14 protein-coding genes are annotated in these 17,286 nt (G+C 67.7%); 5 read left to right on the top strand and 9 right to left on the bottom strand.

From position 1 onward, the window contains the following. Positions 1–61: 61 nt before the first annotated feature. The 6 genes from DFLDMN_RS30620 to DFLDMN_RS30645 all read right to left on the bottom strand — a co-directional run bounded on the left by DFLDMN_RS30620 (position 62) and on the right by DFLDMN_RS30645 (position 7,707). Positions 62–1,378: an HmuY family protein gene (locus DFLDMN_RS30620; RefSeq protein WP_423199493.1), complete on the bottom strand. Its 1,317-nt coding sequence runs from the start codon at positions 1,376–1,378 to the stop codon at positions 62–64. Positions 1,379–1,395: 17 nt separating this feature from the next. Then, entirely contained in the window at positions 1,396–3,321 is a 1,926-nt protein-coding gene (locus DFLDMN_RS30625; protein ID WP_423199494.1) for a TonB-dependent receptor plug domain-containing protein, read from the bottom strand. Between the two features lie 526 nt (positions 3,322–3,847). Continuing rightward, positions 3,848–4,195 (bottom strand): DUF6587 family protein, encoded by a 348-nt coding sequence (locus DFLDMN_RS30630; protein WP_423199495.1) that lies wholly within the window; start codon positions 4,193–4,195, stop codon positions 3,848–3,850. Between the two features lie 42 nt (positions 4,196–4,237). Next, positions 4,238–6,097 carry a ferrous iron transport protein B gene (gene feoB, locus DFLDMN_RS30635; RefSeq protein WP_423199496.1) on the bottom strand — a complete coding sequence of 620 codons (1,860 nt, stop codon included), beginning with the start codon at positions 6,095–6,097 and terminating at the stop codon, positions 4,238–4,240. A 31-nt stretch (positions 6,098–6,128) separates the two neighbouring features. Continuing rightward, positions 6,129–6,449 (bottom strand): FeoA family protein, encoded by a 321-nt coding sequence (locus DFLDMN_RS30640; protein ID WP_423200625.1) that lies wholly within the window; start codon positions 6,447–6,449, stop codon positions 6,129–6,131. A 355-nt stretch (positions 6,450–6,804) separates the two neighbouring features. Then, the gene (locus DFLDMN_RS30645) at positions 6,805–7,707 is read right to left on the bottom strand and encodes a LysR substrate-binding domain-containing protein (protein WP_423199497.1); all 903 of its coding nucleotides are present in this window, start codon (positions 7,705–7,707) and stop codon (positions 6,805–6,807) included. A gap of 124 nt (positions 7,708–7,831) precedes the next feature. On the opposite strand from DFLDMN_RS30645, the gene DFLDMN_RS30650 reads away from it, so the two are divergent. The 3 genes from DFLDMN_RS30650 (at position 7,832) to DFLDMN_RS30660 (ending at position 11,904) form a co-directional block, all read left to right on the top strand. Then, positions 7,832–9,676, top strand: a complete 1,845-nt coding sequence (locus DFLDMN_RS30650) for an acyl-CoA dehydrogenase family protein (RefSeq protein WP_423199498.1) — start codon at positions 7,832–7,834, stop codon at positions 9,674–9,676. 64 nt (positions 9,677–9,740) lie between these two features. After that, on the top strand, positions 9,741–10,721 hold the full coding sequence (locus tag DFLDMN_RS30655; RefSeq protein ID WP_423199499.1) for a Bug family tripartite tricarboxylate transporter substrate binding protein: 981 nt from the start codon (positions 9,741–9,743) through the stop codon (positions 10,719–10,721). Positions 10,722–10,773: 52 nt separating this feature from the next. Next, the gene (locus tag DFLDMN_RS30660) at positions 10,774–11,904 is read left to right on the top strand and encodes a CaiB/BaiF CoA transferase family protein (protein ID WP_423199500.1); all 1,131 of its coding nucleotides are present in this window, start codon (positions 10,774–10,776) and stop codon (positions 11,902–11,904) included. A gap of 209 nt (positions 11,905–12,113) precedes the next feature. Here the strand turns inward: DFLDMN_RS30660 and DFLDMN_RS30665 are convergent, their stop codons facing one another. Next, complete coding sequence (locus DFLDMN_RS30665; protein WP_423199501.1) at positions 12,114–13,202, bottom strand: AI-2E family transporter; 1,089 nt, start codon at positions 13,200–13,202, stop codon at positions 12,114–12,116. A 268-nt stretch (positions 13,203–13,470) separates the two neighbouring features. On the opposite strand from DFLDMN_RS30665, the gene DFLDMN_RS30670 reads away from it, so the two are divergent. Together DFLDMN_RS30670 and eutC are read left to right on the top strand one after the other, a co-directional pair. Then, positions 13,471–14,853 carry an ethanolamine ammonia-lyase subunit EutB gene (locus DFLDMN_RS30670; protein ID WP_423199502.1) on the top strand — a complete coding sequence of 461 codons (1,383 nt, stop codon included), beginning with the start codon at positions 13,471–13,473 and terminating at the stop codon, positions 14,851–14,853. A gap of 9 nt (positions 14,854–14,862) precedes the next feature. Further along, positions 14,863–15,816 (top strand): ethanolamine ammonia-lyase subunit EutC, encoded by a 954-nt coding sequence (gene eutC / locus DFLDMN_RS30675; protein WP_423199503.1) that lies wholly within the window; start codon positions 14,863–14,865, stop codon positions 15,814–15,816. Here eutC and DFLDMN_RS30680 read toward each other — a convergent pair whose 3' ends face one another. After that, positions 15,817–16,290, bottom strand: coding sequence for an aminoacyl-tRNA deacylase (locus DFLDMN_RS30680; protein ID WP_423199504.1), 474 nt, complete (start codon positions 16,288–16,290; stop codon positions 15,817–15,819). A gap of 37 nt (positions 16,291–16,327) precedes the next feature. Continuing rightward, a complete protein-coding gene (locus DFLDMN_RS30685; protein WP_423199505.1) occupies positions 16,328–17,266 on the bottom strand; it encodes a LysR family transcriptional regulator in 939 nt (312 codons plus the stop codon). Positions 17,267–17,286 lie beyond the last annotated feature (20 nt).

The raw sequence follows: 17,286 nt of genomic DNA on the forward strand, positions 1-17,286 counted from the left end.
CCTGGTGTGGCGCGGTGCCCGCCCGGAGGAAGACGTGAGGGTTGGACGTCAGGGCTGTACGTCAGGGCTGGACGTCAAATGCGATAGTCCACGTCTGCGCGCTCGCCGAATCGCTCGGATTGGCGTACTGGATGTTCAGGAGGTGGATGCGCGCATAGGTCGTGCCCTCGCCACCGCGCACCAGCGTCGCGGCGTCGGGATTCGCCTTGAGCAGGTGCGCCACCGCCGGCAGGCCTGCCGCGGCGGCGGCCGCCGCGGTTGGATGGTACGTATACCAGCCGTAGTTTAGTGGGTTCGGATAGGTGCCGGTGTACGCCGGACTGAGTGGCGAAGCATTGGCATCCTTGACCCAGCTGGATGCCGCGGCCGGCACCGCGAGGTCGGCCGCGCTCAGGTCCGCCAGGGTGGCGGTGGCATTGCCGGCGTCGGTGAACCGCGCCGCCACCGGCTTGTTGCTGGCGTCGTAGAAGCCTGCGGGTGTCCGGCCGACGAAACCCGCTACCTTGCCTGTGCCGGACTCGCCGCCATTCAGCTTGATGTTGTAGCGGCTGAAGGCGATGTGCCAGGTTCCGGTGGCCGTGGTCTGCTGCGCGTTGACGAGGTCGTAGTACACCCAGTCGGCGGTGGCGTCGACGGTGGCGGTGCGGACGACACCCGGGTTGGCGCGATCGACCCAGCGGAACGATGGATGGCCAGAGGTGGTGCCGCCGGTCCCGCCATAGTAGCCCGCAACCTGCAGCGCGAAGACCGGCGCCGCCACCGTGCCCACCGCGTCGGCGCTGGAGTTGTCCGTGGTGATCACGAAAGTGCGCCAGGTCGGATACAGCAGGTGGTCGTTGCTGCCGCCCACGCCATACTCGAACGCGGCGGAGGCAATGTCGTTGCTGCTGGTGAACACGCCGGCGGCGGCATCCTTGAAGTACAGCGTCGATGGAATCGCCCCATTGACCGGATCGGTCGTGGCGTTCTTCCATGCCTGCAGTTCGGTCCAGGTATGGTCGAACGGGCCACCGAAGGCACCGCCATTGCCGGTACCGCTGCTGCCGCTGTTGGTCCACAGCGAAGCCGAGCGTGCGGCGGCCTTGACCTTGAGGTCCCAGTTGTTGCCGCTGCAATCGGCGACGGGCGCCTGCGCATTGAAGTCATAGCAGATCGACGCGCCGGCCGCGGGCAGGGTGAAGGTCCAGGTGCCCGACTGCGTGAAGCTGGTGGAAGGTGTCACCGGTGTGGTCGGCGTGGTGGGACCGGAGGGGCCGGTGGTACCCGTGCCACCGCCGTCGCCACCGCCGCACGCGGCCAGCGTGGCCGCGAGCACCGCGAGTGCGAGGGTGCCGAGTGTCGATGTCGATGTCGATGCGGAAATGCCAGTTCTCTTCATGGAGCTCCCCTGTTGGTCTAGCGCACGATGTCGACGTTGACACGCGCGCCGAGATAGATGAATCGCCCCGCCACGGGCCCGAAGTCACTGGCGTTCGAGAAATCGCGCTGACGGTCGAAGAGGTTGTTCGCCCCCACGAATGCGGTCACGTGAGCGCCGATCTTCTGGTTCAGCACCAGATCGACCGTGCCCCAGCCCGGCGAGCGCGCGCCGGTGGTCGAGTCGGCAAGCTCGCTGCTCTGGAAGCGGGCGCGCGCGGACAGTTCGGTACCGGGTAGTACGCGCCAGTCGGCGCCGAGGCGCCCCATGTTGCGCGGCCGGCGCGTCAGTTCGCGGCCGGTGTCGAGATCCTCGGCATCGGTGTAGGTGTAGGCGGCGTTGAAGCGCAACGTGCTCGTGGCCTGCCAGCGCAGCGCGGTTTCCAGGCCCTGGGTGCGGGCCCGCGCCACGTTGCGATAGGTGTAGAGCGCAATCCCGTTGACGACCTGGTAGTTCGCCATATCGGTCTGGATCAGGTTGCTGACGCGGTTGTAGAAGAGGTTTGCGTCGAACACGACGCGCTCGCGCCAGTTCAGCGTGCCGCCAAGCTGGAAGCTGTTGGACGATTCCGGCCTGAGGTCGGGATTGCCGATGACCATGTAGCCGAGCGAGCTGTGGTCGAACAGGTAATAGCGCTCCTTGAGGTTCGGCACGCGATAACCCTGGCCGAAGTTGGCGCGCACCACGCCCTTCCAGTCGTCGCTTGTCAGCAGATTGCCGCGCACGCCGATCTTGGGCGCGAAGTGGCTGCCGAAGTCCGAGTCGTGCTGGCCGCGCAGGCCGACGATGGCCTCCCATCTGTCGCTGAACAGGATGTCGTTCTGGAAATAGAGCTCGCCATTGCGGCGCTCGGCGTTGCCGGCGAGTTCGGATTGGCCGTTGACGGTCTGGTCGAGCTGTTCGCGATGAAAGTCGCCGCCGAGCTGCCAGAGTTGCGAGCGCCAGGCCGGCATGTCGAATTGCGCGGACACATGGTCGGTGCGCTGCGACGATGCGCGCGTCGCGGTTCGGGCCGCATCCGAGAACTCGTTGGTGGTGCTGTCGTAGCGCTCCGTCACGCCGGCCAGGCGCGCGCGCACGCCGTTGCCGAAGCGATACTGCCCGCCGCCCGCAAAGCGGTTGCGCGTGATGTCCTCGGTCTTGCGCTGCGGCACGTAGTTGGGCGGCGCGAAATACTGGTAGCGCTGCTCGTCGGTCTCGCGATAGGCGCTGGCATCGAACCACGCGCTGCCGGCGGTGGATGGCAGCCATTCGACGCGGCCCGAATACTGCTGGCGCCGCACCGCATCGCCATGGCGCGTCCAGCCATCGGCATCGACCGCAAAGCCCTTGTTGTCGAGCGCGTCGGCGGCCACGCGGGCGCGCCATTGCTCGCTGCCGCCCTCGAGCCGGACATTGCCATGAAGCGCGCCCGGCGTGCCGTCGGCGTTCTGGCCCCCGTAGGTGCCGGCGTCGGCGGTTGCCGCGCCGGCAAGGCCGCGCGCGATGGGGCGCGTGATGACGTTGATCACGCCGCCCATCGCCGAGCTGCCGTATTGCGCGGAACTGGCGCCTTTGACCACCTCGACCCGGTCCACCTCGGTCAGCAGGTATTGCGAGACATCCACAGTGGAGCCGGTGCTGGCGGTAATGGGCAGCCCGTCGATCAGCACCAGCACCTGGTCGCTGGTCATGCCCTGCAGCGATACCTCGTAACCCGACTTGCCGTGGATTTCGCGCAACTGCAGGCCGGGCACGTTTTCCAGCGCGTCCTTGAGCGTGCGCGCATGCGTGCGTTCGATCTCCTGGCGATCCACCACCTCGGTACGCACCGGCGTCTCGTCGATGGGCTTCTCCGAGCGCGTGCCGGTCACCACGATGGAGGGCAACTGCGCGGCCTCCCGGGCCGAGCCTGCGGCGGGCAAGAGCAGTCCTCCGGTCAGAACGGCCAGGCAATGGCGGCGAAGTCGGGGCGGCGGCGTGAGCACGGTAGAAGTCGTACTTAATCTAAATGAAAGTGCAAATGATAATGGTTAACATTCGCATGTACAACAACTTACAACTCGTGACAATGAGATACATATGCGCGGGGACGAGACGAAACGAGAGGGCCGAGGACAGTGGATGCGAGGGCGTACCCGTTTCTGCGTGAGTGGGACGGGAGAGGGTTCGGACGGGCGCCATCCCCCCTGCGCGCACGGCAGGACCGGCCCGGGAGGCCGAAGCGTACCCGTTTCTGCGGCCTGCGATGCTGGCACGACCGATCATGACCGTACCCGTTCCTGCGCACGGCATCGGACGGGATCGCGCGGTATCCGGCGCGTCGTCGCCGCGCCTACCAATGCAGCCGAAAACAAAAAAGCGACCTCGAAAGGTCGCCTTGGTGGGGGGGCAGGGGGCGGGCGCGCAGCGCCGCGTCAGAACCCCCCGCGGCGCGCAGGCGCTAATCGCTCATGAGCGCCGCACGAAGCGGATGACCTGCTCGTTTTTGCCGTTGTCGCGGCCCGCTGCCGAAGCGGCCGTGGTGGTCGCCGCAGTAGGTGACGCGGTATTCGAGCCACACGTTCCGCACCCGCTGTTGGTATCGCAGCCCGTGGCACATCCCGCCGCCGTGCTCGGGCTGAGACGCCGCGCCATCCAGCCGCGCCAGCCGGGCGCCTGCGCGCCGCCGAGCATGCCGACCACGCCCGCCTTCAGGCGCTCGCGCGTGCGCGGCAGGTAGCGTGCTCCCACCGAGATCGCGCAAGCCAGCACGATCAGTGGCACCAGGAACGATTCGAATGCGTGATAGAGCGTCATAGCCGTTTGGAGTCGCTGGTTGCCGCCAGGTTCATGCGCGTGTCAGCTGAACATCAGCGCAACGCGGTACGTCACGAACGATGCCAGGTACGCGAGCCCCGCCAGATAGGCGGTCGCGAGCGCCATCACGCGCCACGAATTGGTCTCGCGCCGGATCGTCGCCAGCGTGGAGACGCATTGCGGTGCAAACACGTACCAGGCCAGCAGGGACAGCGCGGTGGCCAGCGACCACTGCGCGGCAATCATCGGCGCGAGCTGCGTGGCGACCGTATCGTCGCTGCCGGACAGCGCATAGACCGTGGCCAGCGCGCCCACCGCCACTTCGCGCGCAGCCAGTCCGGGCACCAGCGCGATGCTGATCTGCCAGTTGAAGCCGATCGGCGCGAAGATCTTCTCAAGGCCATGGCCGATCATGCCGGCAAAGCTGTAGTCGATGGCCGGGGCGGTGGCGCCCGGCGGCGGCGACGGGAACGTGGCGAGGAACCACAGCAGCACCGTCAGCGCCAGGATCACCTTGCCCACGCGCGCAAGGAAGATGCGTGCGCGTTCCCACAGGCCGATGGCGACGTCGCGCGGATTCGGAATGCGGTACGACGGCAGCTCCATCAGCAACGGATGCTCGGTGCGGTCGCGCCGGAAATATTTGAGCACATACGCCACCACCAGCGCGCTGACGATGCCCGCCACATAGAGCACGAACAGCACCAGCCCCTGCAGGTTGAAGATGCCGCCAATGGTGCGCGCCGGGATGAAGGCGCCGATCAGCAGCGCATACACGGGCAGCCGCGCCGAGCATGTCATGAGCGGCGCCACCAGGATGGTGGCCAGGCGGTCGCGCGGATCCTGGATGGTGCGCGTGGCCATGATGCCTGGCACCGCGCAGGCAAAGCTCGACAGCAGCGGGATAAACGAGCGGCCCGACAGGCCTGCGCCAAGCATCAGCCGGTCCAGCAGGAAGGCCGCGCGCGGCAGGTAGCCGGATTCCTCGAGCGTCAGGATAAACAGGAACAGGATCAGGATCTGCGGCAGGAACACGATCACGCTGCCAAGGCCGGCAATCAGGCCGTCGACCAGCAGGCTCCTGAGCATGCCGTCCGGCAGCCAGTTGCCGACCAGTTCGCCGATCGCATGCACGCCGGCCTCGATACCGTCCATGAGCGGCGTGGCCCACGAGAACACCGCCTGGAACATGAAGAACAGCAGCACGGCCAGGATCACGAGGCCCAGCACCGGGTGCAGCATCACGCGGTCGAGGCTGTCGTCGATGCGCGCGGTGCGCGCCGGCATGGTTACGGCTGCCTGCAACAGGCGCCTGACCTCGGCATGGGTATCGAGGTCCGACAGCGCGTCGAGCGGCTGCGCGGGCAGCGCCTGCGGCAACTCGCCCTCGAGCAGGTCGACCAGGGCGGCGGCGCCGTCGCGCTTGACCGCAACCGTCTGCACCACAGGCACGCCAAGCGCGGCGGCCAGCTTGTCGCGGTCGATCACGATGCCGCGGCGCGCGGCCGCGTCGCTCATATTGAGTACCACCACCATCGGCAGGCCGAGGCGGCGCAGTTCCAGCACGAAACGCAGGTGCAGACGCAGGTTGGTCGCATCGACCACGGAGACCAGCAGGTCCGGCCGCGGCTCGTCGGGACGCTGGCCCAGGCACACCTCACGCGTGACCGCCTCGTCCAGGCTCGCGGCCTGCAGGCTGTACGCGCCGGGCAGGTCGAGAATGCGCACATGGCGGCCGCGTGGCGAGACGAACTGGCCTTCCTTACGCTCGACCGTCACGCCGGCGTAATTGGCCACCTTCTGGCGGCTGCCGGTCAGGCGATTGAACAGTGCGGTCTTGCCGCAGTTGGGATTGCCCACCAGCGCGATGCGCAGGGCGGCGGAAGTCGGAGCGACGGACATAGGTCTGGAGAAGGCCGTGCGGGTGGCGAGGTCAGGCGAGCCGCTTGGCGGCAGCCTGCTCCGGCTGGTCGGACTGGCGGGGGGCTTCGGCGGCGGCGATGCTTGATACCGAGGCACTGACCACCTCCACCGCGATGCGCGCCGCTTCGGCGCGCCGCAGCGCAAAGCGCGTGAAGCCCACCTGCGCGACGATGGGGTCCTTGCCGAACGGCCCATAGGCGATGATCTGCACCGCCTCGCCAGGCACGAACCCGAGATCGCGCAGACGCCGCGCCACGCGGTCATCGGGCGTGACATCGTCGACGGATTGCACTATGGCGGCTGTGCGCCGGGGAAGTTCAGACAACCGCATCATGCGTGGCCGACCCGCGTGGGTACGTAAATAGAAATCGTTCTCGATTGTATAGCATTCGTCCGCGTTCGGCGCTGGAGGGTTCCGGTTTCACGCGACTGGCACTTCGCCCCGGACGTGCAAACACGGTAGGGGTTGCGGGAATCTTGTAAAAAACGCATAAAAATCCACGTGTCACGGCTTGGACGCCATGGAAATTTCTGCAAATACCACATTTGCGTTATTGGTTGGCGGGAACCCCGGCGGTAAGCTGCAACCACGCTGAACACCCCGTTCCACGCGTACTTTCCAAGCCACTGGCCGCACGGTCCAGTGGCTTTTTTCTTGCCACCGCGGGCGCACCCGGCTGCGCATTCTAATAGGCACCGACCGTCCCTGCCAGCCGCACGGTGGCCAGGAAGTGGTCACGCGCAGGATGGTCGGGCGCCTGTTTCCAGATGCAGTAGACCTCCGACGGCACGGCGGTTCCAGCGGCGTCGGCCAGTGGCCGAAAGACCGCGCCGGCCATGCCCGACCGCGCGAGCGCGGCGGGCACCACCGCCACGCCCATGCCCTGCGAGACCAGCGACACCACTGACAGCCAGTGCCGCATCTCGTGCCGGACCTGCGGATAGAAACCCTGGGCCACGCACATCTCGAAGATGCGGTTGTAGTAATCGGGAGAGGCCTTGCGCGAGAACAGCACGAACGGCTCGCCGCGCAGATCCGCCAGCGCCACGCGCTGGCGCGCGGCCAACGCATGGCCGGCCGGCATGCAGCAGACAAAAGGCTCGCTGTGCGCCAGCGTGGTGGCGAGCTCGTCGGGCACGCGGCTGGTATGGACAAAGCCGGCATCGAGCTCGCCGTGCAGCAGCGCGTCGATCTGCTCCTGCGAGTTCAGCTCGGTCAGCGCGACCTGGATGCCCGGATAGCGCGCCTGGAAGTCGTGCAGCAATTGCGGCAGGCCGCGGTACAGCATCGAACCCACAAAGCCCACGCGCAGGCGCCCGATCGCGCCCGCCTCGATCTCGCGCGCCAGCTGCCGCGCGGCTTCCGCCTGCGCCAGCAGCGCCGTGGCCGACTCGCGAAAGGCCCGCCCCGCCGCGGTCAGCCGCACGCCCCGGCTATCCCGCTCGAACAGGCGCGCCCCGACCGAGGCTTCCAGCTGCTGGATATTGAGCGACAAGGGGGGCTGCGAAATCGACAGCCGCCGGGCGGCCCGACCGAAGTGCAGTTCTTCGGCGAGCACGAGGAAATAGCGCAGGTGACGGAATTCCATGGCGATACAGAAATTATATGGAGCGAGCCAATTTTAGAATTAGACACGAATCGCCGCGCTCCGAATAATGGTGCCCAAACAGGTCCGGCGAAATCCCAGGCCGGCACGCTTCAGGAGACCCTTCATGCCCAGCAGCGCCCTGCGCGACGCGCCCACGGCCGCGCGTGCCGCCCACGCCACCACGGCCACCCCGGCCGCCCAGCCCCCGGCACCCGTGGCCACCCCGGCCGCCGCCCATCCCGTGCCCGACCGCCATGGCGGCAGCCTCTTCGCGGCCGATCCCGATCTGCGCGCGCTGCTGCCGCTCTATCTGCCGGCGGACCTGTTCACGCACCTGCTGCCGCATCTCGAGCGCATGGGCGCCCTGGCCGGCGGCGTGCTCGACGAACTTGCCAACGTGGCCGACCACGCCCCACCCACGCTCTCGCACCGCACGCGCAGCGGCCTCGATGACCAGCGCATCCACAAGCATCCCGCCTATGTGGAGCTCGAACGCGTGGCGTTTGCCGAGTTCGGCCTCGCCGCCGCCTCGCATCGGGGGGGCGTGCTGGGCTGGGACAACCCGATGCCGCCGGCCGCCAAGTACGCGCTGACCTACCTGTTCGTGCAGGCCGAGTTCGGCCTGTGTTGCCCGCTTTCGATGACCGATTCCCTGACGCGCACGCTGCGCAAGTTCGGCGATCCGGCGCTGGTCGAGCGCTTCCTGCCCAACCTGACCACGCAGGTGTTCGACGATCTCTACCAGGGCGCGATGTTCATGACCGAGCAAGGCGCCGGTTCCGATGTGGCCGCCACCGCCACGCGCGCGGTGCGCGACCCCTCGGCGGAAGGCGGCTGGCGCCTGCTGGGCGACAAGTGGTTCTGCTCCAACCCCGACGCCGCGCTGGCCATGGTGCTCGCGCGCGTGGAAGAAGCCGATGGCAGCGCGGTGGCCGGCATCAAGGGCGTGTCGTTGTTCCTGCTGCCGCGCACACTTGCAGACGGCAGCGCCAACCACTACCGCATCATCCGGCTCAAGGACAAGCTCGGCACACGCTCGATGGCAAGTGGCGAGATTCGCCTCGAGGGCGCACACGCGTACCTGGTGGGCGAGCTTGGCCGCGGCTTTGTGCAGATGGCCGACATGATCAACAACTCGCGCCTCTCCAACGGCGTGCGTGCCGCCGGCCTGATGCGCCGCGCGCTGACCGAGGGCCTGTTCATCGCACGCGAGCGGCAGGCCTTTGGCAAGCGGCTGATCGACATGCCGCTGATGCGCCGCCAGTTGCTCAAACTGACGCTGCCCACCGAGCAGGCCCGCACCATGGTGTTCCAGACCGCCGAGGCGCTGCGCCGCGCCGATGCGGGCGAGGCCGATGCCTACGCGCTGATGCGTATCCTGACGCCGCTGATCAAGTTCCGCGCGTGCCGTGACGCGCGCAAGGTGACCGGCGATGCCATGGAGATCCGCGGCGGCTGCGGCTATATCGAGGAATGGAGCGACCCGCGCCTGGTGCGCGATGCCCACCTCGGCTCGATCTGGGAAGGCACGAGCAATATCGTCGCGCTCGACGTGCTGCGCGCGATCCGGCGCGAACAGTCGCTGCCGGTGCTGCGCGCGCACCTGGAGGCGCTGCTGGCCGACACGCCGCTGCATGCCGGTGCCCGCGTGAGCTTCGTGCGCACGCTGGACGGCACGCTCGCGCTGGCCCAGCGCGCCGCCGATGCCGGCGTCGAAGGCGATGTACTGGCGCGCCAGGCCGCGTCCGCGCTCTATCACGTCACCAGCGCGGTGGCGATGGCATGGGAAGCGGGGCGCATCGGTTCGGCGCGGCGCATGCGCCTGGCGCAGGCGGTGCTGGTGCATCGCGTGTTGCCGCACGATCCGCTCGGCGGGCAGTCCGAGCCGGCCTGGCTGGCCGACACCGTGCTGCCTGCCGATGGCACGATGCGGGCGACCGAGCCGGTCGACGCGATCAACGTGTTCTGAGCGCCCGCCACGGCGCGACCTTCTTCACCCGACAAAACAAGATATCACCCGGAGACAACGCATCATGCAATTCTGGCAACGCGTGGCGGCCGCCGCCGCCTGTACCCTGTGCCTCGCCGTAGCGCCGGCCCATGCGCAGAAGGACTTTCCCACCAAGCCGATCATGCTGGTGGTCACCTATCCGCCGGGCGGCCCGACCGATGCCATGGCCCGCACGCTCGCGGCCGCGCTCAAGAACAGCCTCGGCCAGCCCGTGGTGGTGGAGAACCGTGCCGGCGCCGGCGGCAATATCGGCGCCGAAGTGGTGGCGCGCGCCGAGCCCGATGGCTACACGCTGATGTTCGGCACCTCCGCGCCGCTCGCCATCAACGTCAGCCTGTATCGCAAGATCAACTACGACCCGATCAAGAGCTTTGCGCCGGTGATCCAGATCGGCCTGCTGCCGAACGTGCTGGTCGTCAATCCCAGCGTGCCGGTCAAAAACGTACAGGAGCTGATTGCCTATGCCAAGGCGCATCCCGGCAAGTTGAGCTATGCGTCGTCCGGCAACGGCGCTTCCTCGCATCTTGCCGGCGTGCTGTTCAACAACCTCGCTGGCACCGACTTCCAGCACGTGCCGTACAAGGGCACCGGCCCCGCGCTCAACGACCTGCTCGGCGGCCAGGTCAGCATGACCTTTACCGACGTGCTGACCGCGCAGCCGTTTATCAAGAGCGGCAAGCTGCGCGCGCTTGGCGTGACCACGCGGACCCGCTCGCAGGCGCTGCCCGATGTGCCGACCGTGGCCGAGCAGGGCATCGCCGGCTTCGATGTTTCGGTATTCTTCGGGGTAGTCGCGCCGGCCGGCACGCCGCCCGAGGTGATCCGCAAGCTCAACGGCGCGTTTGCCGATGCCTTGCAGCAGCCGGACGTCCGCAAGACGCTGCAGGGCCAGGGCCTCGAATTCGCACCGTCGACCACCCCCGACCAGCTGGCGTCGTTCATCAAGGCGGAAGTTGGCAAATGGCGCACCGTGGTGCAGAAGTCGGGCGCGCAGCTGGACTGAGTCGCGCGACCGCGAACCGCGATCCGCGAACCTCAACCGACAAGGAGACTTTATGACGCCCCCCACCCCCGGCGCGCTGGCCGGCATTCGCGTGGTCGATCTTTCGCGCATTCTGGGCGGCCCGTTCTGCGGCCAGATCCTGGGCGACCATGGCGCCGACGTACTCAAGATCGAGCCGCCCCAGGGCGATGACACGCGCACCTGGGGCCCGCCGTTCCGCGATGGCGTGGCGTCGTACTACTTTGGTCTCAACCGCAACAAGCGCGTGATGCGGCTCGACCTGACCGCCGAGGCCGACCGCGAGATCCTGCTCGCGCTGCTGGTGGAGGCAGACGTCATGCTAGAGAACTTCAAGACCGGTACGCTGGAAAAGTGGGGGCTCGGCTACGACGTGCTGTCGCAGCGCTTTCCGCGCCTGGTGCATTGCCGTGTCTCGGGCTTTGGCGCGGACGGCCCGCTCGGCGGGCTGCCGGGCTACGATGCCGCGATCCAGGCCATGGCCGGCATCATGAGCGTCAATGGCGAGGCCGATGGCGAACCGCTGCGCGTAGGCCTGCCGGTGGTCGACATGGTCACCGGCCTCAATGCCGCGCTGGGCGTGCTGCTGGCGCTGCAGGAGCGCGAACGTAGTGGCCGCGGCCAGTTCGTGGAAGCCGCGCTTTATGACTCGGGCCTGTCGCTGCTGCATCCGCATGCGGCCAACTGGTTCATGAGCGGCAAGGCGCCTCGCCGCACCGGCAACGCTCACCCGAACATCTATCCGTACGACACCGTGGCTACCGCCACCGATCCGATCTTCCTCGCGGTGGGTAACGACCGGCAGTTCCGCATCCTGTGCGAGCGCCTCGGCATGGCCGCGCTGGCCGACGACGAACGTTATGCCACCGCGGGCGGGCGCTCGATCCATCGCGCCACGCTGAAGGTCGAGCTGGAAGCGCGCATGCGCGAGGTCGACGGCAAGACGTTTGCCGACGAACTTGCCGCCGCGGGCGTACCGTGCGCGCCGGTGCTGTCGGTGCCGGACGCCCTGCAGCATCCGCATACCGCGCATCGCGAGATGGTGGTCGAGATGCCGGGTGGGTACAAGGGCCTCGGCGCACCGGTAAAGCTGAGCCGCACGCCGGCGACCTACCGCCATGCCCCGTTGAGTGAAGGCGACGCGTTTCTGCCGCGCGACGAGTGAGAGGCGGCCCTGCGGGGCCTGCCTTTGTCGCCGCTCTTGTCTACCGGCTGAGGCTCGCGCGGTACCCCGGCCAGTACCCGGCAACGCACCGACCGTACCCGTTTCTGCGCGGCGGCATCAATGAATTCAAGGAGTTAACGGCGCGACGGCATGCGGGGTGGCGTGCGGGCCCACGTCGTTTTCATGCCCTCACAGGCCTCCGCACTGGCTCACACGAGCGCCTTCGCCACCAGTTCGCGCTTGACGTACGCATAGAAAATCGGCCCCGCGATCACGCCGGGAATGCCGTACAGCGTTTCCATCACCAGCATCACGGTCAGCAATTCCCAAGCCGCCGCCTGGATGCGCGCGCCGATGATGCGCGCGTTGAGGAAATACTCGAGCTTGTGGATGACCACCAGATAGATCAGCGACACCACCGCGATCGGTAGCGATACCGCGAGCGACGCCACCACGATGGCGGTATTCGAGATCAGGTTGCCAAGCACGGGCAGCAGGCCGGCAATAAAGGTGATGGCCACCAGCGTCTTCGATAGCGGCAGGTGCTGGTTGAACAGCGGCAATACCACCAGCAGGTAGATGCCGGTCAGCAGCGTGTTGATGGTGGAGATCTGGATCTGCGCGAAGATGAACTGCGCGAACGCGGTCTGCAGCGTGCGTGCCCGCGTGACCAGCGCCGCGGCCAGCGGTCGCCGGTTGGGCCGCGAGATCGCGCGATACAGCGCCACCATCGCGCCAATCACCAGTCCGATCACGACATGTAGCAGCGTGCGGACGATTTCGGTCCCGAGCTTCTGCGCCATCTGCGCGTGCGCGCGCAAGGTGGCTATCAGCGCCGGCGCCAGTTCCTCGACGCCATTGGGCAGGGAGTTGCTGAGCCAGGCCGGCATCTGGCTGCGCGACTGGTCGATGATGTCGGCCATACGGTCGAGCAGCCGCTCCAGCGTATTGCCGTCGCCGCTGACATAGCGTACCAGCGCCCAGATGCCGAGCGTCAGCGCGAGCAGGATCACCGCCGACAGGATCGCCACGGCCAGCGCGTCGTGGCGCGGATGCAGGCGGGTCAGCCGGGGCGCCAGCACGTCGACCAGGGAATAGAGCAGCAGGCCCGCCAGCAGCGCGGCGACCAGGTTCGCATGCAGTACCAGCAGCAGGGCGGCTGCGGTCAAGGCAAACGAGGCAGCCTCCACACCGGACCAGCCGGCCCAGATGGGCCGCGCAGGTGGGGTAGGCACCGTTGCGGCGACGACGGGGGACTGCGGGGGTTCGTGCGGGCGTTCTGGGTCCAGCTGCGTCATGAGGTGTTGGGCGGCGGGTTTGGCGCCCATGATCCGGATGGATCGCCAGAAGCGGGGCGGGCGCAGGTGTCGGGAGCCCCCCGATCGGAAGGTCTCCCGCGCACGATTGTCATCGGGCCATATGCCCCTTGGCAAGCAGACTTGCGCACAGCCCGGCATGCTGGCGGGTGTCGCCGGCGTGAAACTTGCGTCGCTTCACCTATATTGATGTGGGGGCTGTCAGACATGGCCCACGCAACCACCACGGCACGGGAAGAGGGCACGCACCATGGCATTCACGCATACCGTCGGCACGCGGCGGCATGTCTTTGCGGACCTGCGCACGCTGCTGGCCAAGGCCAGTCCGGCGCGCTCGGGCGATGCGCTGGCCGGCATCGCCGCCGCCAGCGAGGAAGAACGCATGGCCGCGCGCATGGCGCTGGCCGAGGTCCCGCTCTCGCGCTTTCTGTCCGAGGCGCTGGTGCCTTACGAGGAGGACGAGGTCACGCGCCTCCTCGTCGATGGCCACGATGCGCGCGCCTTTGCCGAGATTGCCAGCCAGACCGTCGGCGACTTTCGCAACTGGCTGCTGTCACACGAGACCGACCACCATGTGCTGACGCGCGTGGCGCCAGGCATTACGCCCGAGATGGCGGCAGCCGTCAGCAAGCTGATGCGCAACCAGGACCTCGTCGCGGTCGCGCGCAAATGCCGCGTGGTTACGCGCTTTCGCAATACCATCGGGCTGCCGGGCCGGCTGGCGGTGCGGCTGCAGCCCAACCACCCGACCGACGATCCGCGCGGCATTGCCGCCTCGATCCTCGATGGGCTGCTCTATGGGTGTGGCGATGCCACCATCGGCATCAATCCCGCCAGCGACAACCTCGGTGCCATCGTTGCGCTGCTCCGGCTCGTCGACGAGATCCGGAGACGCCATGAGGTGCCCACGCAGTCGTGCGTGCTGACCCACGTGACCAACACCCTGCGCGCGATCGAGGCCGGTGCGCCGGTCGACCTCGTGTTCCAGTCCGTTGCCGGCAGCCAGCGTGCCAACGCCGCGTTCGGCATCGACCTCGCCTTGCTGGCGGAGGCCCGCGCCGCGGCGCTGTCGCTGGCACGCGGCACCGTCGGCGACAACGTCATGTATTTCGAAACCGGACAGGGCAGCGCGCTCTCGGCCAACGCTCATCACGGCGTCGACCAGCAGACCATGGAAGCGCGCGCGCACGGCGTGGCGCGCGCGTTCGCGCCGTTGCTGGTCAATACCGTGGTGGGATTTATCGGCCCCGAGTATCTCTACGATGGCAAGCAGATCATCCGTGCCGGGCTCGAGGACCATTTCTGCGGCAAGCTGATCGGGGTGCCGATGGGTTGCGATATCTGCTACACCAACCATGCCGAGGCGGACCAGGACGACATGGACAATCTGCTTACGCTGTTCGGCGTGGCCGGCATCCATTTCATCATGGGCGTGCCGGGCGCGGACGACATCATGCTCAATTACCAGAGCACGGCGTTCCACGATGCGCTGTACCTGCGCGAAGTCATGGGGTTGCGGCCCGCGCCGGAGTTCGAGGCGTGGCTGCGCCAAATGGGCATCGTCGACGAGGGCGGGCGCCTGCTGGCGCAAACGGCGCGGCAGCCGCTACTGTCGCTGGTCGAAGGCGTGTGAGGAAACGGCATGAGCGACCCACACCGTTCTGCGACCGCCGCATCGCCTGCTACGCCGGCGTCCTCCGGGCCCCCCGCGTCGCCATCATCGCCTGTCCATGCCACGCCACCAGCGCAACCCGCACCGGCTGCGCATACGCAGACCGATCCATGGGCACGCCTGCGCGCATTCACCCGGGCCCGCATCGCGCTCGGCCGGGCCGGCCACGCGCAGACCACCGAGACCATCCTTGCCTTCGGCCTGGCCCATGCGCAGGCCCGCGATGCCGTCCACCTGCCCCTCGCCGTCGAGGCCATCGAAGCCGGGCTGCGCGCGGCCGGGCTCGCAAGCGTGCGCGTGCATAGCGCCGCGGTGGATCGCCAGCACTACCTGCGGCGCCCCGACCTCGGCCGGCAGCTCGATGCCGCCAGTGCCGCGCGCCTCGCCGCCATCGAGCGCGCGCAGACGCCGGTGGCCGCGGGCGTGGCGGCTGGCTCGCAACATCGCGTGGAAGGCCATGCGCGAGGCCCGGCGCACGGCCCCGATGTGGTGTTCGTCATTGCCGATGGCCTGTCCGCCCTCGCCGCGCAACGGCATGCCCTGCCCTTGCTCGCGGCCGTCCGCGCACGCCTGCGCGACTGGCACATCGGCCCCGTGGTGGTGGCCGAGCAGGCGCGCGTCGCGCTCGGCGACGACATCGGGGCGCGGCTCGGTGCACGCCAGGTGGTCATGCTGATCGGCGAACGTCCGGGGCTCAGTTCCCCGGACAGCCTCGGCATCTACCTGACGTACGCGCCGCGGCCTGGCCGTACCGACGCGGAGCGCAACTGCATCTCCAATGTGCGCGCGGAAGGTCTGTCCTATGCCCGCGCCGCGGACCGCCTGGTGTTCCTGCTGCGCGGCGCAGTGGCGCTGGGGCGTTCCGGCGTCGACCTCAAGGACGATAGCGCCGCGCCGGAGGCATTGCCCCCGGCCGGCGCCTGACTACATCATGCGGTGCGCAAAGTGGCCTCGCTCGGCATCGGCCATCAGCATCTTGAACTGATCGCCGCGCATATGCACGAGTTCGAGGTGATCGCCGGCCTCGAACCAGACCTCGGGTTCGTCGAGCAGGCTATCGTCCACGTACGTGCGCATGCCGTACGCCATGGCGACCGGCGGAATTGCCCCAAGGTCGCAATCCTTGAACACCTCGCGCAGCTCGTCCTCGGGGGCGAGCGTGAGCTGGCGGCCGGTCTGCTCGCAGATCGCGTGCATCTGCAGGTGATGGCTCGAAGGAATCACGGCCGCCACGTAGCCGTTTTCATCCTCGAGCAACAACGTCTTGGCCAGGCGGTCGCCCGGCACATGAGCAGCCTGCGCGGTGGCCATGCTGCTGAGACTGTAGGGGTGGCGAATGATGTCGTACTGGCTGTTCCTGCTGCTGAGGCAGTTTGCCAACGTGGTAGCCATGGCCATGATGTCCTTCCTTGCGCACATCGGTGCGCCTATCGCTCTAGGACTTTTCACTATAGATTCTGGCGGCCCGCACGCGAGGCCAGATCGCTTGCAGTTCGGTCTTGAGAAAGGTCAGCAGATAGCGCGTTGCCATGGTCTGGTAGCGATTCGGCATGGTCAGCAGGTAGAGCTTGCTGCCGAAGACACTGATGCGGTAGTCGCGCAGCAGCGGCACCAGCGTGCCTTCCGCCAGTTCGTTGCCGATCGCGTACAGCGGAAAGATGCCGATGCCTAGCCCGCTGAGCACCGCGTCCTTGAGGAACGCGAAATTCTCGGAACTGAGCGTCGGCACCAGCACCACCTGCTCGCGCGCGGCGGCGTTGCCCCGCGTGCCAGATGCCTTGAGCTTCTGCCCGATCGGCGATGCGCAGACGATCGCATGCGCCGTCAGGTCGGCAAGCCGGGCCGGCGCCGCGCGCGCCGACAGATAGGCGGGCGCTGCGCAGACCACCCAGTCGACCTCGCCGATCTCGGTGGCGACCACCGCGTCGGGCGGGGTCGAGATGATGCGCAACGCCACTTCGACGTCCTCCGCCACGAGATTGTGGATGCGATTGTCGAACACCACGTCGAGCGTGATATCCGGATAGCGTTGCTTGAACTGCACCAGCAGCGGCGAGAGCAGCGAATGTCCGAGCCCGGTCGGAACCGACAGCCGCACATGGCCCTGCAGGCTCTTGCCCATGCTGCTGATCAGCGCATTGGCCGCGGCCACCTCGCCGAGGATATTGCGGCCATGTTCGTAGAGCCCGGCGCCGACCGGCGTCGGTTCCACGTGCCGCGTGGTCCGGCGCAACAGTTGCACCCCGAGCTCGGCCTCGAGCGCCTTCAGGTGGTAGCTGACGTTGGCGCGCGTCATCTTGAGCTTGCGTGCGGCGGCGCTGAGGTTGCCGGCATCGACGATATCGACGAACAGACGCAGGGCGTTGAGGTCCATGGGGCAGGATCGATCGGCAA

The sequence above is a fragment of the Cupriavidus sp. H19C3 genome (assembly GCF_049393815.1).
In the GTDB taxonomy this organism is placed as follows: Bacteria; Pseudomonadota; Gammaproteobacteria; order Burkholderiales; family Burkholderiaceae; genus Cupriavidus.